The sequence below is a fragment of the Pseudovibrio sp. WM33 genome (assembly GCF_001623165.1).
Classification (GTDB): domain Bacteria; phylum Pseudomonadota; class Alphaproteobacteria; order Rhizobiales; family Stappiaceae; genus Pseudovibrio.
Map to the genome: position 1 here is coordinate 122007 of NZ_LMCK01000090.1, position 21248 is coordinate 143254.

Consider the following 21248-nt stretch of genomic DNA (forward strand, 5'->3'; position numbering starts at 1 on the left):
CTCTAACCGGAGCCTGTACCGTCCGGTCGGTTTCTGTACCGTCCAGTCGGTTTTTGTACCGTCCGGTCGGTTTTAGAGGAAGACCCAAAAAAAGACAAGTTCGAATTTTGAGAAAATTGAGATAGCTGCCCGTGGGCAAACGCATATCAAGAATTAGTTCACGTAACTGTGACTTGAAACACAAAATGCCGACCCTTTTCAGAGCCGGCATTGTTTGTTTTCCGCCAATAACGAAGGTTATTCGGCTGCTTCTTTAAAGGTGACTGTTGTCGGGTCTTCTTCAAGTCTCCCAAGAAGCTCTTCGCGCCTGAGTTGCGCAAGCTTCAGGTTCTCGTCCTTGATCGGACCATAACCCCGAATAGAATCGGGCAAATTGAGAAACTCACGTAACAATCCGTAATTGGCCGTACCAAGTTTTCCACCAACCAAAAAGAGATCTTCCTGGTACTGCTTGAGCAACGCTCGCTCGTCTTTGCGCTCCCGCGCATACCCAAATGGATCAAGCGCAGTACCGCGAAGGCTCCGCAGGGAAACAAGCATCTCGAATGCCTTGAAAATCCAAGGACCAAACGCCCGTTTCTGAGGTCGGCCAGTCTTTGGATCTGGCTTACCTGGCAGGAACGGAGGAGCCAACATCAACTGCAACTCACCTGGATCCGCGAACTGGGCTTCAAGATTCTTACGGAACTCTGGCTCACTATAAAGACGTGCAACTTCATACTCGTCTTTGTAAGCCATCACCTTGTAAAGCATCTCAACCGCAGTATGCGTCACCTCAAGAGAGCCCGGACCAAACTCTTCATCCCGCGCTCTGATCTCAGAAATCTTGTCGAGATACTTATTGGCGTAGGCTTTGTTCTGGTAAGCGGTAAGCTCTTTCGAGAAGAAGGTAGTCTTCTCGTCCAGTGACATCACCTTCACAGCTTCCTGACGTGGAAGAGCTGCAAAAATAGTATCTGGATTGGAGTAAAGAACACGGCCTGCATGGAAGGCATTGATGTTCTTCTCAACAGCTGCACCATTCAATGAGATAGCATTCTCAATAGCTTGTGCTGTGATTGGCAGAGTACCAGCCTGATAAGCCAACCCGATGAGCATCATGTTGGTGTAGATCGCATCACCCAGCAGCTTCTCAGCAATGTTCGCCAGATCATGTGCTCTCAGATCAAGCGTCCCCTGCTCCAACGTCCGCTTCATCTTATGCTCATCAAAAGAAAGCTGCTGCTTCATCACAAACTCAGAGGTCGGCGTGACGTTTGTGTTCACAAAGCCATGCGTTCTGCTCTTGTGATAAAGGGAAAGCTGCTCAGCCTTACTTGCAACCAGCATATCACTTGCAATCAGCACATCCAGCTGTGCAGGCGGCACACGTGGCCCTTCAATTGTGTCACTCGCCGCAGCAAAGCGCACATGGGAGGTCACAGGTCCACCCTTTTGAGCAAGGCCAGTCATGTCAAGCGTAGAGGCTTTGATCCCGTCAATATGAGCCGCCATCGCGATAATCGCAGAAATGGTCGTAACGCCCATACCACCAATACCAGCCACCAGCAGGTTGTGAGTGTTCTCCAGTGATGGCAATTGAACGTCTGGCAGCTGCTTCACAAACTCATCAAGCGCAAAATCAGCAGGCTTTGCCTGACGCAGCTTCGAACCCTTCACATAAACAAAGGATGGGCAGAACCCCTTTACACAAGAGAAGTCCTTGTTACAGGAAGACTGATTGATACGGCGCTTTTCACCAAACACCGTCTCAACTGGCTCAACAGAAAGACAGTTGGACTGCACAGAACAATCGCCACACCCTTCACAGACACGGTCATTGATGAACAAACGCAGGTCCGGATCAGGATACAACCCTCTCTTCCGGCGGCGACGCTTCTCAGCGGCACAGGTCTGATCAAACACGATTGCAGAAACACCTTTGAACTCTTTGAGTTCGTTCTGCACTTTCATCAGATCATCACGGTGATGAACAGGCTCGGTAACGGCAAGATCCTGACGGCCAGAGTAGTCCTCTGGGTTCTCGCTGAGCAGAACAACCTTCTCAACCCCCTCAGCATGAAGCTGGTTGAGAAGCTGTGGCACGGTAAGAGACCCATCGATCTCTTGACCACCTGTCATAGCGACAGCATCGTTGTAAAGGAGCTTGAAGGTGATCGGCACACGCGCAGCAACTGCTTGACGGATCGACAGAATACCGGAGTGGAAATAGGTTCCATCTCCCATATTGGCAAATACATGCTCATCACGCGCAAAGTTCGCCTGACCTACCCAGAGAGTACCTTCACCACCCATGGCAATCTGGCCATCAGTGGTCCGGCCATTAATCTCGGTCATGGCATGACAGCCAATACCTGGCATCGAGCGAGACCCTTCAGGCACCACGGTCGACGTGTTGTGCGGACAACCAGAGCAGAAGTAAGGGGAACGCGCTGCAAGTTCGCCATTTCCCTGAGCCCACATCTGCTGACGCATCATGGAATCAGCAACAGAACGCATCTCGTCATTGACGTATTCCTGAGGCAGGAAATTCATGATCACACGGATCATCTCATCAATGGAAAGCTCCAGAACATCCGAGAGCAGAGGCTCTCCCTGCGCATCTTTCTTACCTAGAATCTTCGGCTGCTGATCATTCGGCCAGTTGTAAGCAATCTCTTTGATTTGTGGCTCGATGAACGCACGCTTGTGCTCAACAACCAGAATCTTTTCGACACCGCGCGCAAAGCTTGAAAATGCTGTTGGCTCAAGCGGATAAGGCATACCAACCTTATACACCGCCAGCCCGATCTCTTTGGCGCGCTGATCTGTAATTCCCATCAGACGAAGAGCCTGACACAAATCACGGAATGCTTTGCCTGTCGCAACCATACCGATACGCGGCTTTTGCGCACCATAGGCAACATGGTCAAGACGATTCGCCTTTGCATACGCCAGAACCGCTGGCATGCGGATGTCACGCAATAGACGCTCTGTCTCCAACCGATTACCGAGCAAGAGCACACGATTCAGCTCAGCATTCTTGCGCGGATCAAACGCAGCAGGGCGTGAAAATGACATACGCCTTGGATCAACAGAAACAACACCAGATGCATCCATCGTATCTGCAAGGCAAATCAATGCACTCCACAGACCGGTGTAACGGGACATCTCAAACCCATGTAAGCCAAAATCCAGAACTTCCTGAATGTCAGCCGGGTTGAGAACCGGAATTTCTGCATGCTGGAAAAAAAACTCGCTTTGAGCGGGCAAAATGGAAGATTTTGCCAGATGGTCATCGCCTGCAAGTGCCACAACTCCGCCATTTGGGTCGGTTCCAGAAGCACTTGCCTGATGCAGCACATCACCTGCTCTATCAACACCTGGCGCCTTCCCGTACCAGATACCGTAGACGCCATCAAAGGCTGAGCCCTTGCCGTGCTGTCTGACTTTTTGCGATCCCCACACTGCTGTGGCGCCCAGTTCCTCATTCACTCCCGGCTGAAACTGAATATCCAGCGGATCGAGATATTGACGTGATCTTTGAAGCTCCGTGTCGTAACCAGCAATTGGAGAACCGCGGTATCCTGAGATAAAACCGCCTGTTTTCAATCCCTTAACACGATCTAATCGACCACGATCCAACGCCAGTCGTACCAGTGCCTGAATACCATTTAGGTAAACATTGCCTGTTTCAGCTGTGTATTTGTCATGTAAGCTGATCGGTGGCACACTTACGTTCATTCAATGAGCTCCTCTCCCATCATGGCTGTGGACGGTCCCCCCCGCCAAAACCAATTCTTTCGTCCTAGCCCATAGTGATCCTTTTTTTGCGTGCTTTCTGTGCTATCCTACCGACAAATACGTACTCAGTCGAAAAATTATTCCTAAGAGGGCACATGAGCGAAAATTCCTTATTGGACCCATCCGACATCCGAGTTCTGCGGATTCTGCAAAAAGATGCATCCCAATCCATCGCAGATATCGCCAAAGAAGCCGGTATGAGCCAAACTCCTTGCTGGAGGCGAATTAAGAAACTCAAGGAGTCTGGCGTTATCAAACAGACGGCAGCGCTGGTTGATCGCGAAGCCGTCGGACTTGGCTTTCTCGCATATGCATTTGTTAAACTCACTGTACCCAGCCGCGAGAACATGGAAACATTCGACAGGCTAATTGGGGTATGGCCCGAAGTTGTTACATGCGAACGCATCACCGGCGCAGTGGATTACCTCATCAAAGTGGTCGCCACAGATATAAAGTCTTATGACGATTTCCTTCGTTTGAAGCTTCTGGACAACGCTCTTGTCTCAGATGTTCAGTCACGCATTGTAGTTTCGACAATTAAGGAAACAGTTGCGTTACCTCTTAAAGAGTTTGCCAACTAACGTTTCCGGACCAGCCTAATCGCAGTTAGTTTACGCGTAGTCGCTGAAACACTGAAATGTTTGCTCAAACTCGACTGATATGGTTTAGTCGCGCGATCTCTTGCACTTAAGTTTTCGCGTGGACTAAACATTGCCTTCCCCCACATTCGTTATAAGCGGCCTCAAGCTGATCAACTCACTCCTGCGTTTTTTGGGGCGAAACGGTACCAATGCAGTCGCTATCTCAATCTTCCTTGGCCTTTTCCTACCCGGAATTGCTGAAGCCCTGCGTATCCTTCTGACGCCCGCAATCTTTATTCTGCTAACCCTGAGCTTTATTCGGGTAGACAACGCAGCCATTGCCAATCAGCTCAGACGCCCACTGCCAGCGTTTGCGGCAATGCTCTGGCAAATGCTCATTCTCCCCCTACTCGCAACAGTGACCTGCCTGATTATCGGGTTGGATCAGATCGACTTGGGAGTATTGACGGCCTTGTTCATGGTGTCTGCTGCACCGCCCGTTATGTCCACGCCAATCTTTATCTGGATGTTTGGTCTCAACGGAGCCCTTGCCCTCACCATTTCAACCTTGTCGTTGATCGTCGCCCCTTTCAGCACGGCTTTGTTCGCCTACCTGTTGCTACCAGAAACCCTTCAGGTCTCTCCGCTGTCTCTGGCGACCAATCTGGCCATGTTCCTTATCGGCTCTGCAGGGTTGGGAAGACTGCTTTATTATCTAATTGGTGCAAAACGGATCAATGAAGTGACAGACCACATCAACGGCCTAAACTGTATCGTGCTCTTTATCTTTGCCGTTGCAGCGATGGATGGTGTGACTGGTTTTGCAATAACCGCACCTTTCAAAGCCACCGCCTTGTTTGTGGGTGTCTTTGCAATTGCAGCACTTCAGTTGCTCGTAACCTTCCTGATCTTTTATCCGGCAGGACAGCAAACTGCCTTCATCGCCGCCTACGGCACCGGAAGCCGCAATCTAGGCCTGATGGTTGCTGCATTGGGAGGCACAATTCCAGAGCTCGCATGGCTGTTCTTTGCATTTGCCCAGTTCCCGATCTACCTGCTTCCATGGATCCTTAAGCCTGCTGCGATACACATCCGTGAAGCAGAAGCAACAATCCCTTGAGCGCTATGCGGTAAGCTGCGCTGTTCGCACCACTTGCTTCTCATGTGTGTCCATGTTAGCCGCACAGCAAATTGGGCACATCTAGGAGAATCCCTGCTATGGCACAGCCGCTCGTTATCGCCCCTTCCGTTCTTGCGTCAGACTTTTCTAAGCTGGGGCAAGAAGTTCGTGATGTAGTTGAAGCTGGAGCCGACTGGATCCATCTGGATGTCATGGACGGCCACTTCGTTCCAAACATCACCTTCGGCCCGGACGTCATTGCAAAACTCCGCCCTCACACCGATAAAGTCTTCGACGCGCACCTTATGATCGAACCATGTGATCCGTACCTTGAAGCCTTCGCAAAAGCTGGCTCGGACTACATCACAGTTCACGCAGAAGCGACCACTCACCTGCACCGCTCTTTGCAGGCAATCCGCAATCTGGGTAAAAAGGCAGGCGTTTCTCTAAACCCTGGCACACACGAAAGCTGCCTTGAGTATGTTCTGGACAGCGTCGACCTGATCCTTGTCATGACCGTAAACCCTGGCTTCGGTGGGCAGAAATTTATCCACTCTCTAATCGAGAAGGTTGCCCGCATCAAAAGCATGATCGGCGATCGCCCAATCCGCATCCAGATTGATGGCGGGGTCACCCCTGAGACAGCCCCATTGGTCACCAAGGCTGGCGCTGACACACTGGTCGCAGGCTCAGCAGTCTTCAAAGGCGGCACAGTTGAGAGCTATCGCGAAAACATCGCAGCAATCCGCGCTGCTACTCAGGTCTGATTTTTTGATCCTGAAATGCAAAAGGCCGCCCCTAAGGCGGCCTTTTTTTTTGCAGACGTAGTGGCTTTAATCCAATGAACTCGCAGCTTCCGCAGCAGCATTGATAAACAAAGTCGAATCCGTCCCAAACGTCATAAACTGATAACCAGCAGCCTTTGAGTGCTGAAGATGCCCCTTGGAAACACAATAGATCCCTGCAATCTTCCCAGCCACACGGGTTTTCTCTGCAATGTCTTTCTGCATCTCCAGAGAACCGTCAGAAACAGGTTCCACGCATTGTCCGCCAGAAACAGTCAATGACAGGTCAGCAGGCCCGACAAAAATGCCATCCAAGCCATCAACAGCCAGAATGTCTTCAAGCGCCTCATAGGCCTCTGGCGTCTCAATCATGGCAATGGCAAGCGTTTTCTCATCAGCCGAAGCAAAATAATCATCCATAGAAACACCAGTTGCCATGGTTGCACCAACAGCACCATAGCTACGCGCACCCAGCGGCGGGTACTTGCAGAATTCCACCAGCTTCTTCGCGTCGTCCACTGAGTTGATCATAGGCGCGATAATCACTTCAGCGCCCACATCCAACAACCAGCTGGCTTTTTTAAAGTCGTCGACACAGATTCGTGCAACAGCATGCCCGCCACCATTGATGATCTCTTTGATAGAATCACGCGCTTCAGCAGTGGTTAACAAACCATGCTGTAAATCCAGTGTGATTGCTTTGTAGCCGCCTCTTAAAAACAGATCAGAAAATATTGGAGAAGGCAGGCTTGCCCACGCGCTCACAATGGTTTGCCCTGCTCTCAACTTCTCTGCCAGACACTTATTCTCAGTCATTCAATGCCTCATCTGATTAAGCACAGGCACCATCAACCACGCAGCACCAGCTCTAAAACAAAACTATCATTCAAACAAAAAAGCCGTCTCCCTGAAAATAATCAAGGGAAGACGGCAAATTCTCTAGTTTAAGGGCTCTCTTGGTGAGCCTGCTTAAGGAGTGCAGCTTATGCTTCCTCAGCAACTTCCTTTTTCGCAACAGCCATCAGCTCTTCCATAGTGCGGCGAATCTGGTGTTCAGACTGCTCAACACTTGCATCTGCAAAATCTTTGGAAATACGAGCAAAAATGTCTTCGTCGCCTGGCTCTTTAAGATCAGTTTGGACGATCTTGTTGGCGTAATCTTCTGCGATGTCTCCGGCCAAACCAAGCTTCTCAGCAGCCCACTGGCCCAGCAGCTTATCGCGCCGTGCAGTAGCCTTGAAAGCAAGCTCAGAACCCATTGCGAAACTGCCTTCAAACGCATCAGCTCGTTTGTCAAACGTGCTCATCTATTCCCTCCTAGCTCAGACAATGTAAAAAGGTCCCTCCCCTCTTACAAGCCACGCTATAACTTACGTAATTCATTGTACGCAACTTCTATTTGCAGGTCAAAAGCCATTAGTTGTAGTCAGCAGCAATTCAGAGAGCGTTGACGCCATTCAAATTACCCATTTGTGCTTTATCAAAAAGTCGGTTAAGTTCCGCGCCGCATAGCGGGATCGCGATTTTCGCAATGACGAAAGATGCGAAAACCAGTGCTGGAGGGTCATTCGCAGCATTTTTGCTCGAATGTTTTGCAAGGCAAGTGGTTTAAGCCTCAACGTCACCCGTACGACTTGTTCTACAAACGCAATGGTAAGTGCCTATGAACCGCCGTCGGCGAATTTACGAAGGCAAGGCTAAGATTCTCTATGAGGGTCCTGAGCCGGGAACGCTGATTCAGCACTTCAAAGATGATGCTACAGCCTTCAACAACGAAAAGCATGAAGTCGTTGATGGAAAGGGTGTCCTGAACAACCGGATCTCTGAGTACATTTTCAACAATCTGAATAACATGGGCATTCCAACCCATTTTATTCGTCGGTTGAACATGCGCGAACAGCTGATCCGTCAGGTGGAAATCATCCCGATCGAGGTCGTTATCCGCAACGTTGCAGCAGGTTCTCTGTGCAAACGCCTGGGATTGGAAGAAGGTACTCAGCTTCCACGCTCCATTATCGAGTTCTACTACAAGAACGACGAACTTGGAGATCCGCTGGTTTCTGAAGAACACATCACCGCTTTTGGTTGGGCCGCTCCTCAGGAGCTTGATGACATCATGGCACTCGCCATCCGCATCAACGATTTCCTGTCCGGTCTGTTCATGAGCGTTGGTATTCGCCTCGTTGACTTCAAGATCGAACTTGGACGACAGATCGAAGGCGACATGATGCGTATCGTCCTTGCGGACGAGATCTCTCCAGACAGCTGTCGCTTGTGGGACACTTCCACAAACGACAAGATGGATAAGGACCGGTTCCGCCAGAACATGGGCGGTATGGTTGAAGCCTATCAGGAAGTAGCCCGCAGGCTTGGTATCCTGATCGACAACGACCGCCCGGGACATTCTGGACCAGTACTAGTCAAATAATCAATGAACGGGCCCCTGCGGCCCGTTTTGCATTTTTGGGGCAAGCAAACTACCGCACCGGTATTGAACTATCTCACTACCTGCACTCATTTTCACTTCCCCAGTACAGATTCCCGCGTTATGAACGCGCGCAAAGAACGGATTTTCGCGGCAGGCGCAATGCAAACCGCTTGAATCTCTCATTTTGGTAAGGAAGGACCAGTTAGAACCATGAAGGCACGTGTGACCGTCACTCTTAAGAACGGTGTTCTCGATCCCCAGGGCAAAGCAATCGAAGGCTCCCTTGGTTCTCTTGGTTTTGAAGGCGTTGAAGGCATCCGCCAGGGTAAAGTGTTTGACCTTGAATTGGCGGATCGCACCGATGCTCAGGCAAAAGCTGACATTGAAGCCATGTGCGAACAGCTACTGGCAAACACCGTCATCGAAAATTACTCGATAGAGCTTCTCTGAAGTAACCGATAGCAGAATCTGCGAGGGCATAAACGTGCAAGACGATACAGGCCGGATCATCCGGTTCATGGTTATCAAAGCGATCATCTTTATTGGCTTGCCCGCTGCCCTCTCTGTTCTTGCGGTGTTTTTACTTCTGTAAAATCTCGTCTGTAACAAGCGGCCCTCCATCCAAGAGGAAACATTCATGAAATCCGCAGTGATCCTATTCCCCGGTTCCAACCGGGATCGCGATATGATCAAAGCGCTGGAGCAGATCTCCGGCCAGCCTGTTGCCACGGTATGGCATACTGAAACTGAGTTGCCGGACGCAGACCTTTACGTTCTGCCAGGCGGCTTCTCCTACGGCGATTACCTTCGCTCAGGTGCGATTGCAGCACGCTCCCACATCATGCCAGCCCTCAAAGCTGCAGCAGATCAGGGACGTCACGTTCTCGGCGTATGTAACGGTTTCCAGATGCTAACTGAGGCAGGCCTGTTGCCAGGTGCGTTGATGCGCAATGCATCCCTCCACTTCGTGTGTAAGGAAGTTGTGCTGGAGACCACCAGCACCAACAGCGCTTTCACATCGCATATGGAAAAAGGCAAAGTCTGGCGCTGTCCGGTGGCACACCATGACGGTAACTACTTTACTGATGCAGAAACCCTGAAAGAACTCGAAGGCGAAGGCCGCGTCGCATTCCGCTATGCTGACAGGACTAACCCAAACGGTTCTCTCAACGACATTGCGGGCATCACCAGTGCCAAAGGCAACGTTCTCGGCATGATGCCTCACCCTGAAAATCTCATCGAAGATCTTCATGGTGGCCTCGAAGGCCGTGCTTTGTTTGAAAGCGTGATGCAAAGCCTCGCTGCTTAATCAGCAAAGACAACAAGTTCTAAGACCCGGGATGCGCAGCACTCCGGGTTTTTTATTGTCTGAAGGTTTTAAATGAACGCAAAGCCGATCCCGGTCAGGCCAAGAAGTACCACGACCACCCATGGCGGCGATTTGAAAGAAACCAGCAGAACAAATCCGCAAAGCGCAGCTGCAAAATCTTTCGCCTCTAAAATCGCACTGGTCCAGACAGGCGCATATAAGGCCGCTCCAAGAACACCAACAACAGCCGCATTTGCACCAGCCATGATGCCACGTGCAGAAGGTGTCTGACGCAGCACGGCCCAGTAAGGCAGACCGGCAATTAATAACAACGCCCCGGGCAGGAAGATACCCAGCAACGCGATGCTCGCCCCAATCCACGCCGCATAGCCTGTCTGCATTTCAGCGCCCAGATATCCGGCAAATGTAAACAAAGGCCCCGGCACTGCTTGCGTTGCGCCATATCCGGCAAGGAAAGAGCTCTCACTTACCAGTCCTTTGCCAACCACCTCAGCTTCCAGCAGTGGTAACACCACATGCCCTCCACCAAACACAAGTGAACCGGAATGGTAGAAGCTGGCAAACACCCCCAGCAACGGATCAACAATAACATCACTCAGAACGGGCAGACCAAAAAGCAGCACAGCAAATAGAATGGCAGAAAGAAGACCAATCCTCCGCCTTGGGGCAAAAAGAACCTCATGCACGTCGGCTTTGGGCTCTGAGCGGCAAAACAAAAAGCCTCCCAGACCACCAGCCACAATCGCCGCGATCTGCCCTCCGGCACCACCGAAGGCAACAACAAGAACCACGGCCAGTACAGCAAGCCCGGCTCTGAGTTGATCCGCACAAAAGTTGCGAGCCATTCCCCAGACAGCCTGAGCAACAACAGCAACCGCCACCAGCTTGAGGCCATGAATCAGCCCCACACCGACGGGGCCTTCAAAAGCGCTCGCCCAATAGGCAAATCCAAAGAGCAGCAAGGCTGACGGAGCTGTAAAGGCGAAGAAGGCAGCCAAAGCTCCCAGCGGCCCCGCCCGCATAAGTCCAAGCCCAAACCCAACCTGACTGCTGGCTGGTCCCGGTAGGAACTGACACAACGCAACCAAATCACCATAGGCTTCTTCAGAAAGCCACTTCCGGCGCTTTACGATCTCCTCGCGAAAATAACCCAGATGAGCGATCGGCCCACCAAACGAGGTTAAGCCCAGCTTCAGGAAGGCAAAAAAGACTTCCGATACATGACCTTTGACAGGTTCATCCGTCAGATTAATTGGGCGTTCTGTAAAACTCATGGACAGCTCATTTGTATTCTCAAAAGAAAGCAGAGGTGTGACATTAGGACAAACACGCAGAGTGCATGTACACTAAGCAGCCACAACTGTTTTCGTTGCAACATTGCGAGGAAGCTCATTGTAGCGCCGCTGATAGGCCCGTGACAACGCCGTCGGTGAAGCAAATCCAACCCGTGCTGCAACGCTTTTCAAAGGGCGCCCAGCCTCTAGGTCCAATTTAGCCAATGCCAGTCGCCAGTTGCTCAAATACGACCCTGGCGTCTCCCCCATGACCTCCTTGAAGTGCACAGCAAACTGCGTGCGCGACATGCCAGCAACTTCTGCAAGACTTTCCAGTCGCCACTGCTTGGAAGGGTCTTCATGGATGGCAATAAGTGCTTGCGCCAGATTAGGATGAGCCAAACCGGCAATCAAACCACTGCAAGCAACACCGGACCGCACCGCATGACGCAGCAGCCGGATCACGACCACTTCACACAAGCGATTGATCACGGCAGCACTTCCACATCGAGGTGAAAGCACTTCTTCCACGACCAATGCAGCAAGACTCTCCAGCTCCGGTGCATCCTTGAGGTAAATCTCCACGTAATCAGGCAAAGCAGTGCTCAGCTGTGATCCCGGCCCACCAAACTCAACCCGAGCTCCGGCAAGAACAACAGTATCCTCGCAGATACGCTTAACTTCAGTAGGATTATTGGGGCTGACAGGAAGAAACACAAGCTTCCGGAAACCTTGCATACACCGAAGAATGAAAAAGTTGCCCTGAAGCACCTCATCCTCAGTATTTTTAAGAATATATGCCTCCACTTTAAAGCGTTCAATAAGCGAAGAAAGGCGATCATATCGCAGCTCTCTCGGTTTCACCTCAGCAAGTGCAGTGGCCATATCCGAACTCTCGGTCAGTTATTTCGAACAAAAAGCAATTAAACGTTCAATATCATATCAAATACAAATCAGCCACTGCTAATTGCCCTTTCAAAAAATCGAATTGAGCAAAGCTACAAAAAGAAAATTTAGCTCAGGAGAATAATAATGCTTATCCCTCGCAAGACAGTCCCAAGCTTATCTGCGAACCTCGTTGGTGGTGGTACATTCGATCTGTCAGCCGATGCTTCTGACTTTGCCACTCTGGTCGTTTTTTACCGTGGTCTGCACTGTCCCATTTGTGCGACCTACCTGAAAGAACTGGAACGCCTGACACCAGAGTTTGAGGAACGTGGTGTAAAAACCATTGCCCTCTCAACCGATACAGAGGACCGTGCCCAAACATTTTCCAATGCGATTAAAGCAGACAAACTGCGCGTTGGTTATGGCGTTACTCTGACAAAAGCACGTGAATGGGGTCTGTTCATTTCAGCAGGCCGCGGAAAAACGTCTATCGGTATCGAAGAACCAGGTCTCTTTGCTGAACCCGGCCTGTTCTTCGTAAGGCCTGACGGCACTCTTTACTTCGGGAATGTGCAGACTATGCCATTTGCACGCCCTGACTTTAAACCAATGCTCGGTGCTCTCGACTTCTGCATCAAGAATGATTATCCCGCTCGCGGTGAATACACCGGGGCTCTTTAATCAATTGTACCACAAACACTATTCTTGATGCACAGGGAGGTTGCGATTTCGCAGCCTCTCTTTTTTATTAGTCCTTCGTCTTCTGGGATGGATGCTCCCGGGCGATATGTTCGATGTTCCTAGGTTCGGCACCTTGCCACACTCTGACTGCATACAGGACTGCAATGCCTAAGACTGCGCCCAAAACAACACCGACCAAACGGTCAAGTACACCCTCAATATCATTTACTGGCCCGGACGAAGTAAGGACAGCAATAACAAAGGCATAGCCACCTTGTGTACCTGCATAGGCCCAATAGCTTTTGCTGTGATGAAGCGCACACAAAAAGAACAGTCCGCAAAAAACACCTATCACCCACCAGAAGAATGACTGCAGCCCCAGCATCACCAAAAACAATCCCAGCAGCCCACCCATCAGACAGCCAACCAACCTATTTAGAGCAACTTTTTTGACTTCCTGAACCGGACCGTAAAGAACCACAAGAGAAGTAATGGTAATCTGCACCATGGCAATCAGATCATGCTTCACATAAATGATTGGCGCAGCTATCGCGACTATGGCCCCTGTTATGCAAAGAGCCATAACCCAGCTATAGTCAACTTCTTCAAGCCTGCTAATACCAATGGGGCCGAAGCCGACCTTGATAGAACTGCCCTTGGTCAGCCAATACATAACAACGGTCGCAACTCCTACCCCAATCAAGACGGTAACACTCCGATCCACCATCTTAGAAAAAAGTGCATTTATCTCGACCACTGAGATGTACATTGCAAGCATCGCAGTGATGGTGCCAAGCAACCAGGCATAGCTGTAATCTGGGCTTGCCATCCGTTTGTAAATTGCGAGCGCAGCAAGCCCTCCAATCGCAATCACTTGGAAAATAGGAATGTTTCTGAACATGATAGCAAGCGTGTAGCCAAACACGGCACCAGCAATCGTACCGAATAATCGTTGAGCTCCTTTGCGCCATACGTTAGTCCAGTCTGCATTTGCTACAGTCATCGCAGACATTGCCGCCCACCAAGGGTCATCCGCATCCGCAGCAAGCGCAACAACAGAAGCCAGCGTTACCATCAAAGCCGTACGAAAACCATTGTGATAATCCAGCTTCATCTGCCTCTCCCCTAATGCACAAGAAAGATGCGAGCGTCGCCGCCATGCATCGGCTGATGATGTTCAAGATATTCGCCCATATCGATCTCAACAGGAAACCGTTGAGAAAGCCGGATCCAGGCAGTCGTCAAGGGAATGTATGGCAATACCCTCAAATCTAAATCCATTCTGGACACACCGCGCCCAATAGATCTCACCGTACCTTTATGAATGCGGTAAGGATCACTAGAAACTTGAAACCACACCGTCTGTCCAGGAATGAGACGAGCCGCGTGACGTTCCACCAAATTGGCTATAATTCTCCAGTTCGTGTTCGTGATCAAAGCCAGTTGAGGAATGCCTTCCAGCACATAATTACCCGGGTTAACCGTGTATTCGCTGACCACACCATCGACAGGCGATAAAAGAGACGACTTACGAAGATTATATTGCGTAAGAGCTGTAGCTGATTGAGCCGCCTCATAAGTGGAGCGCATCACCTCAACCAGATGCGTAGCCGCTCTCAAGGCATCACGCGCAGAATCCGTTTCCGCGTTTGCCTCCTCCAACGAGAGCGTAATGTTATCGAGGCGCTGCTGTGTCACAAATCCATTATCGGTCAATTCTTCAAAGCGTTGCTGCTGCGCAGACAGATTAGCAACCTTGGCAACGGCAGCAGTCACAGAAGCTTCCGCAACCTGCACTTCCGCTTCAGACCGGCGGAGACTGGCCAGTGCCTTTGCTTCTTCTGCTCGTGCTTCCTGAACAGCTAAGGCAAAGGGTTCAGGATCAATTTGCAGGAGGAGTTCTCCGGCCCCAATTTTCGTGTTCCGGGCAACTGGCACTTCGGTAACAAACCCAGAGATTTCTGGAGCAACGCGCACAACATCTGCGGAGACATAAGCATCAGCGGTGTAGGTGAAGAAGTAATCTATGATCATATAAGCGCCGATCAAGGCGCATGCGCCTATGATCACCTTGATCGGACCACTTATTTGATAAATGCCTCCAGGCACCCTTTATCTCCGCTCACCTGATACTACGCAAAACATAAGTATCGGCGAATTCTTGTTAGACAAACCGGCGTTAAGCACTGGCAAAAGGCGCCCATTTGGAGGCACGAGAAAGCATCGCAAATGAGGGTTTTAAATTCGTGAAAACCATCCCTCTAAATTCAAAGTAGGTAGTAAATACAGTAATTTAACGAAGATTTCCAAAGTGTAAATTTTAAACACACGCTCATTGCAAGCTACGAAACAGAAAGCTAACCAGCTCTCAAAGCTTCCATTGAAAACTGTTCAGTGGATGTGATTGCATCTGTCAAAGAGTATGCAGTTTACGGAAATCAACCCAACACCGAAGAAAGAAAACCAATGGCCCACTTTCGGAAGTCAGTCTCTGCATCATCAACGTTTGCAGCAGTGTTTTTCTTCTTGATAGCCTCATTGGTCTCAGCTCAAGCTGAGCAGATAGATGTTCGAGCAGCAAGTTTCGCACAGACAGGACAACTGGCGACTTTTGGACTCTATAACAACGCAATTATTACCGACCAACTCAACCTTAAACGCATCAACGCAGACTACGTTTTCATGGGGGCAAATCCTAAAGATCCGTTCGAGCTGGTTTCAGGTAGCTGCTTTGGTGGCGCACTCGTGCAGAATTCAAAAATTCAGGGCGGCGGCGTGTGCAGCCTTAAAGACAAAAATGGGGCCCCTTTTGCCATCAGCTTTGAAGTCTCCACGATTGAAGGTGGCAAATATTCAGGGACTTGGGCAATTCTGGGTGGCAGTGAAAAATGGGCCTCCGCTAAGGGCAGCGGTACCTGGAGCCGTTTCCAGCTTCCCAACATGCACCTTTCCGTTACTGACTTAAAAGGCGAAGTCACTTTTTAAGGGTTACGCAACAGCACCTCTATGGTGAATAATTTTGCAGGTAGGTCAAAAATTTGGCACTTGCATACGAAAGTACCTGAAGTGTACTTCCAGACATCATTTTATCGCGGTTCTGGCGCAAAAATCGCAAAAATTCGGTGTCCTGATGTTTCCTTTTTACTATGAATCCTGTTAAGCAGCCCGTGACATTTGGCCCCGGCGCACTGCGCCCAAATTTTCTGAGTGTGATGATCCAAAATAGCGTCAAGATCACCCCCGAACTCATTGAGGCCCACGGTCTTAAGGAAGATGAATATGCTCGCATCCTGGAGCTGATTGGCAGAGAGCCAACCTTCACCGAGCTTGGAATTTTCTCCGCAATGTGGAACGAGCATTGCTCCTACAAATCCTCCAAGAAATGGTTGAAGACACTCCCGACCACCGGACCTCGTGTTATTCAGGGACCGGGCGAGAACGCAGGCGTTGTCGACATCGACGACGGGCAGGCAGTCGTCTTTAAGATGGAAAGCCACAACCACCCATCCTACATCGAGCCATATCAGGGCGCGGCAACTGGCGTTGGTGGCATTCTGCGCGACGTGTTCACCATGGGTGCACGTCCGGTCGCAGCCATGAACGCTCTGCGCTTCGGTGAGCCAGATCATCCACGCACCCGCCACCTCGTATCCGGCGTTGTTTCCGGTGTGGGTGGATACGGCAACTCCTTCGGTGTCCCGACAATGGGCGGCGAAGTTGAGTTCCACAAATCCTATAACGGAAACTGTCTGGTCAACGCATTTGCAGCGGGCCTTGCCGATTCTGACAAGATCTTCCTGTCTGAAGCAAAAGGGGTTGGCCTCCCGGTCGTATACCTCGGTGCCAAAACAGGCCGTGACGGTGTTGGCGGCGCCACAATGGCATCCGCTGAGTTTGATGATTCCATTGAAGAGAAACGTCCAACTGTTCAGGTTGGTGATCCATTCACTGAAAAGTGCCTGATGGAAGCCTGCCTTGAACTGATGAAGACCGGCGCAGTCATCGCCATTCAGGACATGGGCGCAGCTGGCCTTACCTGTTCAGCAGTTGAAATGGGCGCAAAAGGTAACCTTGGCATCGATCTGGATCTCGACAAAGTCCCAGCCCGCGAAGAGAACATGAGTGCCTATGAGATGATGCTCTCTGAAAGCCAGGAGCGCATGCTCATGGTTCTAGAGCCATCCAAGGAAAAAGAAGCCGAAGCCATCTTCACCAAGTGGGGACTGGACTTCGCAATCTGCGGTGTAACCACAGATACCCTGCGCTTTGTTGTGAAGCAGCACGGCGAAATCATGGCCGATCTGCCAATCAAGGAACTCGGCGACGAAGCTCCTGAGTATGATCGTCCTTGGACACAGTGGGCTGAGCCGGAAGAAATTGCAGCAGCCAATATTGAAGAGCCAGCAGATTACAAAGAAGCTCTGCTGAAGCTTATCGGTGGCGCTAACGGATCCTCCCGTCGCTGGGTCTATGAGCAATACGACACCCTCATTCAGGGCAACTCTGCAGCAACTCCGGGCGGTGACGCTGGCGTCATCCGCGTGGACGGAACAGACAAGGGTCTTGCATTCTCCGTAGACGTCAACCCGCGCTATTGCTACGCAAACCCATATGAAGGCGGCAAGCAGGCAGTTGCAGAAACCTACCGCAACCTGTCCGCAGTTGGGTCCCTTCCGCTGGCGATCACCGACAACCTGAACTTCGGCAATCCCGAAAAACCTGAGATCATGGGCCAATTCGTTGGCTGCTTGAAAGGCATCGGTGAAGCATGCGAAGTGCTGGAAACTCCGATCGTCTCCGGTAACGTGTCTTTGTACAACGAAACCTATGGCGAAGGCATTCTGCCAACACCTGCAATCGGCGGCGTTGGCCTGCTCAAAGACGTGACCAAGCGCGTTGGCAGTGCATTCGTTAGCACAGGTGAAACCATCATTGTGCTGGGGGGCAAAGGCAAACACCTCGGTTCATCTCAGTATCTGCAGGAAGTTCTAGGCAGCGATGAAGGTGCCCCTCCTTCAGTGGATCTGGAAGTTGAAAAGCTCACCGGAACGTTCGTACGTGAAGCCATCACCGCGGGCCGCATCACAGCAGCTCATGACATCTCGTCTGGCGGCCTTGCTGTTGCTCTTGCGGAAATGGCCATCAAAGGCAAGCTCGGTGCTACTGTAAAAATCACCGGCGAACATCCTCATGCCATTCTGTTTGGCGAAGATCAAAGTCGCTATGTTGTGACTGTGGCAGAGGAAAAGCTCGCTGCCTTCTTGGAAGATGCGATCGACGCTGGTATCAGCACGGAAGAAATCGGTAAGACTGGAGGTGATACTCTCGTTCTTTGTGATAAAATCAGTGCGTCAGTTGAAGAGCTGAACAATGCTTTCGAGGGATGGTTCCCGCATTTTATGCAGGCGAGCTGATACTCGTCCACCGAACTGCTAAACTGAGTTCTAAATAAGATTCGCTTCCCTCCTCATTTGGGTGAGGGAAGCAGCCAAACAGAAGTAACCCAGTCGGGCAAGGAGGCATACCCATGGCCATGGACGCAGGCGAACTACAAAACCTTATCAAAGAGGCTTTGCCAGACGCACACGTGGAAATCAGAGATCTGGCAGGTGACGGCGACCATTACGCCGCTGTCGTTATCTCAGAGAGTTTCCGCGGTAAATCCCGCGTACAGCAGCACCAGTTGGTGTATCAGGCTCTTAAGGGTAAAATGGGCGACGATTTGCACGCATTGGCGTTGCAGACCTCTGCTCCAGAATAACAAAACTAAGGCAGTGCGACCTTTCTCTTGCATTATCCCTGCAAGTTCCCATATGAGTGCCGCACTACGAACAATATACAATCACGGTCACCGGGCTTTGACCCCGGTCGAGCGAAAGGAACTCGACGACATGAGCGATATCCAAAGCTGGATCAAACACGAAGTAGAAAACAACGATGTAGTGCTCTTCATGAAAGGCACTCCAAACTTCCCACAGTGTGGCTTCTCCGGCCAGTCTGTGCAGATTTTGGATTACATCGGCGTAAAATACGTCGGTCATAACGTTCTGGAAGACGATAGCCTCCGTCAGGGCATCAAAGATTATAGCCAGTGGCCAACAATTCCACAGCTCTACGTCAAAGGCGAGTTCGTTGGTGGCTGTGATATTATCCGTGAGATGTTCCAGTCTCAGGAACTTCAGGCTCTGCTCTCAGAAAAAGGCATCGAGATCGCACCAGCTGCGTAAGTCTCTGCTGAACATAAAATTCATAAAACGGGCCTTCGCATGGAGGCCCGTTTTTTGTTGTCAGGCATTTGAAAACCATTAGGTTATTCTGTAAGCATTCCTCAAAGCAGGCAACATATGTTTAAGACCATTGTTTTCGATTTGGATGGCACTATTTGCCATCACAAAGCATCCTACTCCAAAATGTTCTTTGATATTTTTGGCGAACAGTTCAACATGCATAGCGACACTTGGCTACGCCACATGCTGCACAATGGCGAGCACACCGGGTTGGAGGCTGTGCAGTCGTGTTTCCCAGACATGCAGGCTGACGAACAGAAGCACGCACTGGCAACGTTCACCCAGAGATGGGCGGAGGCACAAGCTCCTTTCTCTGGCATTTTTGAAGCAATCGCACTTTTGAAGGCGAACTTTGACTGCCAGATTGGTGTCATGACCAATGGTCCTTCAAATTTCCAATGGGCTGTCATGAACAAGCTTGGAATTCTGGATCACGTCGACTTTGCGTACGCCAGTGGCGATACATTCCCCGCAGAGTGCAAACCAAGCGTGTCCCTTCTTCGCAAGCTTGAGAACAAACACGACTTTATCGCAGAAACAGCTCTGTTCATTGGTGATAATCTGGAAAAAGACATCAAACCCGCCTGCGAAGCAGGTTGGAGTGCCCTCCATGTTGCTCCCCACGAACAAAAAGCAGATGCGCTGCCCCTTAAAAACTTCACAGAAGCAATAGCGCAGGCAGAATGCTTAGAGGTTAACTGGAGTAGCCTGACCGCTTAACCTTCCTGAACGCTAAATGAACACACCTCTCAGAGCTCTCTCACATTCCCCTTGCTAAAACAGTCTCACCAACAGTTCATCGGGGGATGAGAGATGCAAGTTTATCTGAGAGTTTTGCTCCTTGGCATAATCACAGGCACCACAATGGGTGCAGTCGCCGCAGCCATTACGCCAACCACGAAGGAAGGGTTAGCTCGCTACGAGTGCAACCACATAACCGTTTTCCAAAAACCGTCTCTACTGAACGGCCCTGACGCCTGTAAGTACTATGGGGGGATGAAGTGAGAACTCAGCTGCACTCATACTGCTGCTTCACCACGGTGATAACACCGTCTCGCAAGTTGAAGCGCTCAGTCAGCTTGCTACAGCTATCACACAGCGGAACAATCTGAGCCCGACTTCCGCTCAGCCATCTCAGGTGTGATCCTTGGGTGGGCTTTCTATGACAATCTGCATTGCTGCATGTAGATGGCCAGTCACGTTTTGAATGTCTGATCCAGTGCAACTTCCAGGAACCGCACTGACAGGATTGATCAGCAGTATCTCTCTGCTTTTTCCATCCAAGGCCGTTCAAGCCATCAATCACCATATTCATAGTTACCTCCAATGCCTTTCGTGGAAAATTCACATCGAGAAACTAAAAAAATATCGCCACGTTAAACCCAAGCCTGACCGTCGTAATATCTGTCCTAATTCAACTTTAGTTACAGGGTTTGGATACAATCTTTATTGAATAGGTAAAATAACGTAGCTTTTGCAATTATTTCTCACAGTTTACGTATTTTTATTACCTAACAAGAATTTAAAATACCGCAGGGAATCTCCAGCAACATTGGAGATCAAACACCATTGAGCCGGCGATACTGGTTGATTTGCCCTGCCATTTCTTCAGGAGACTGCTTGTAGGTGCCTGGTAGCACCCCATCAACACCCAACCCACGCACAGCTTGAGCATAAGGAAACTTCCGCTTTCCCTTCAAATCCAGCACAACGCGCTTGGCCAGCTTAAACCCCATAAAGCTGAGTTGCTTTACATCCACACTCTCAATCTCATTCCAGGCCAATCTGCGCTTAATGAGAGCACGGTGATAAATAATCCCGCCTTTTCCAATCTCGGCATAATTGAGCGAGGGAAGATGAAAGATGCAAGCAGTGCCAAGTGCGATGGTAATGCCAATCAGAAAGAACGTGGTGATGCTTATACCAAACACCTCTTCAAGCAACGGAGAGAGATCTGCAAATCCTCGCAACTGTGAAAACACCACAAACATCAGCGCGGTAAAGACGTTTTGCAGAACCAAAGCCGTGTTACGTGCCCGAAATCGAAGTGGTGTCATGTCTCTATCCAATGCAACCGATCAATCTATCGAA

General features: G+C 50.3%; 21 protein-coding genes. 13 read left to right on the top strand and 8 right to left on the bottom strand.

Annotated elements, in window-relative coordinates; translation table 11 throughout:
• Positions 1 to 237: 237 nt before the first annotated feature.
• Positions 238 to 3723, bottom strand: a complete 3486-nt coding sequence (locus PsWM33_RS15940) for an indolepyruvate ferredoxin oxidoreductase family protein (protein WP_063300874.1) — start codon at positions 3721 to 3723, stop codon at positions 238 to 240.
• 155 nt (positions 3724 to 3878) lie between these two features.
• On the opposite strand from PsWM33_RS15940, the gene PsWM33_RS15945 reads away from it, so the two are divergent.
• From PsWM33_RS15945 to rpe, 3 genes are all read left to right on the top strand, one after another.
• Entirely contained in the window at positions 3879 to 4364 is a 486-nt protein-coding gene (locus PsWM33_RS15945) for an Lrp/AsnC family transcriptional regulator (RefSeq protein WP_057462568.1), read from the top strand.
• 130 nt (positions 4365 to 4494) lie between these two features.
• On the top strand, positions 4495 to 5484 hold the full coding sequence (locus PsWM33_RS15950; RefSeq protein ID WP_063300875.1) for a hypothetical protein: 990 nt from the start codon (positions 4495 to 4497) through the stop codon (positions 5482 to 5484).
• A 98-nt stretch (positions 5485 to 5582) separates the two neighbouring features.
• Positions 5583 to 6251, top strand: coding sequence for a ribulose-phosphate 3-epimerase (gene rpe / locus PsWM33_RS15955; protein WP_063300876.1), 669 nt, complete (start codon positions 5583 to 5585; stop codon positions 6249 to 6251).
• Between the two features lie 66 nt (positions 6252 to 6317).
• On the opposite strand, the gene PsWM33_RS15960 is transcribed toward rpe, so the two are convergent.
• Entirely contained in the window at positions 6318 to 7085 is a 768-nt protein-coding gene (locus PsWM33_RS15960; RefSeq protein WP_063300877.1) for an HpcH/HpaI aldolase family protein, read from the bottom strand.
• A gap of 167 nt (positions 7086 to 7252) precedes the next feature.
• A complete protein-coding gene (locus tag PsWM33_RS15965; protein ID WP_057462572.1) occupies positions 7253 to 7576 on the bottom strand; it encodes a DUF1476 domain-containing protein in 324 nt (107 codons plus the stop codon).
• 356 nt (positions 7577 to 7932) lie between these two features.
• Here PsWM33_RS15965 and purC point away from each other — a divergent pair, with 356 nt between their 5' ends.
• The 4 genes from purC (at position 7933) to purQ (ending at position 10006) form a co-directional block, all read left to right on the top strand.
• Entirely contained in the window at positions 7933 to 8697 is a 765-nt protein-coding gene (gene purC / locus PsWM33_RS15970) for a phosphoribosylaminoimidazolesuccinocarboxamide synthase (RefSeq protein WP_008548091.1), read from the top strand.
• Positions 8698 to 8907: 210 nt separating this feature from the next.
• Entirely contained in the window at positions 8908 to 9147 is a 240-nt protein-coding gene (gene purS, locus PsWM33_RS15975; protein ID WP_057462573.1) for a phosphoribosylformylglycinamidine synthase subunit PurS, read from the top strand.
• A 34-nt stretch (positions 9148 to 9181) separates the two neighbouring features.
• Positions 9182 to 9289, top strand: a complete 108-nt coding sequence (locus PsWM33_RS28475; protein WP_193757775.1) for a phosphoribosylformylglycinamidine synthase-associated small membrane protein — start codon at positions 9182 to 9184, stop codon at positions 9287 to 9289.
• Positions 9290 to 9334: 45 nt separating this feature from the next.
• Positions 9335 to 10006: a phosphoribosylformylglycinamidine synthase subunit PurQ gene (gene purQ / locus PsWM33_RS15980; protein ID WP_063300878.1), complete on the top strand. Its 672-nt coding sequence runs from the start codon at positions 9335 to 9337 to the stop codon at positions 10004 to 10006.
• A 68-nt stretch (positions 10007 to 10074) separates the two neighbouring features.
• Here the strand turns inward: purQ and chrA are convergent, their stop codons facing one another.
• A complete protein-coding gene (chrA, locus tag PsWM33_RS15985) occupies positions 10075 to 11301 on the bottom strand; it encodes a chromate efflux transporter (protein ID WP_063289572.1) in 1227 nt (408 codons plus the stop codon).
• A gap of 72 nt (positions 11302 to 11373) precedes the next feature.
• A complete protein-coding gene (locus PsWM33_RS15990) occupies positions 11374 to 12186 on the bottom strand; it encodes an AraC family transcriptional regulator (RefSeq protein ID WP_063300879.1) in 813 nt (270 codons plus the stop codon).
• Between the two features lie 147 nt (positions 12187 to 12333).
• Between PsWM33_RS15990 and PsWM33_RS15995 the strand changes: the two genes are divergently transcribed.
• Complete coding sequence (locus tag PsWM33_RS15995; RefSeq protein ID WP_063300880.1) at positions 12334 to 12870, top strand: peroxiredoxin-like family protein; 537 nt, start codon at positions 12334 to 12336, stop codon at positions 12868 to 12870.
• Positions 12871 to 12937: 67 nt separating this feature from the next.
• Here the strand turns inward: PsWM33_RS15995 and PsWM33_RS16000 are convergent, their stop codons facing one another.
• Together PsWM33_RS16000 and PsWM33_RS16005 are read right to left on the bottom strand one after the other, a co-directional pair.
• Positions 12938 to 13984 (bottom strand): FUSC family protein, encoded by a 1047-nt coding sequence (locus PsWM33_RS16000; protein ID WP_063300881.1) that lies wholly within the window; start codon positions 13982 to 13984, stop codon positions 12938 to 12940.
• A gap of 11 nt (positions 13985 to 13995) precedes the next feature.
• The gene (locus PsWM33_RS16005; protein ID WP_208994586.1) at positions 13996 to 14979 is read right to left on the bottom strand and encodes an HlyD family secretion protein; all 984 of its coding nucleotides are present in this window, start codon (positions 14977 to 14979) and stop codon (positions 13996 to 13998) included.
• 285 nt (positions 14980 to 15264) lie between these two features.
• Here PsWM33_RS16005 and PsWM33_RS16010 point away from each other — a divergent pair, with 285 nt between their 5' ends.
• The 5 genes from PsWM33_RS16010 (at position 15265) to PsWM33_RS16030 (ending at position 19877) form a co-directional block, all read left to right on the top strand.
• On the top strand, positions 15265 to 15855 hold the full coding sequence (locus tag PsWM33_RS16010; RefSeq protein ID WP_208994587.1) for a hypothetical protein: 591 nt from the start codon (positions 15265 to 15267) through the stop codon (positions 15853 to 15855).
• Positions 15856 to 16082: 227 nt separating this feature from the next.
• The gene (purL, locus tag PsWM33_RS16015) at positions 16083 to 18284 is read left to right on the top strand and encodes a phosphoribosylformylglycinamidine synthase subunit PurL (protein WP_193778421.1); all 2202 of its coding nucleotides are present in this window, start codon (positions 16083 to 16085) and stop codon (positions 18282 to 18284) included.
• A 113-nt stretch (positions 18285 to 18397) separates the two neighbouring features.
• Entirely contained in the window at positions 18398 to 18631 is a 234-nt protein-coding gene (locus PsWM33_RS16020) for a BolA family protein (RefSeq protein ID WP_057462580.1), read from the top strand.
• 130 nt (positions 18632 to 18761) lie between these two features.
• Positions 18762 to 19097: a Grx4 family monothiol glutaredoxin gene (gene grxD / locus PsWM33_RS16025; RefSeq protein WP_063289577.1), complete on the top strand. Its 336-nt coding sequence runs from the start codon at positions 18762 to 18764 to the stop codon at positions 19095 to 19097.
• A 117-nt stretch (positions 19098 to 19214) separates the two neighbouring features.
• The gene (locus PsWM33_RS16030; RefSeq protein WP_063300882.1) at positions 19215 to 19877 is read left to right on the top strand and encodes an HAD family hydrolase; all 663 of its coding nucleotides are present in this window, start codon (positions 19215 to 19217) and stop codon (positions 19875 to 19877) included.
• Positions 19878 to 20716: 839 nt separating this feature from the next.
• Here the strand turns inward: PsWM33_RS16030 and PsWM33_RS16045 are convergent.
• Complete coding sequence (locus tag PsWM33_RS16045) at positions 20717 to 21214, bottom strand: hypothetical protein (protein ID WP_063300885.1); 498 nt, start codon at positions 21212 to 21214, stop codon at positions 20717 to 20719.
• Positions 21215 to 21248: the final 34 nt, after the last annotated feature.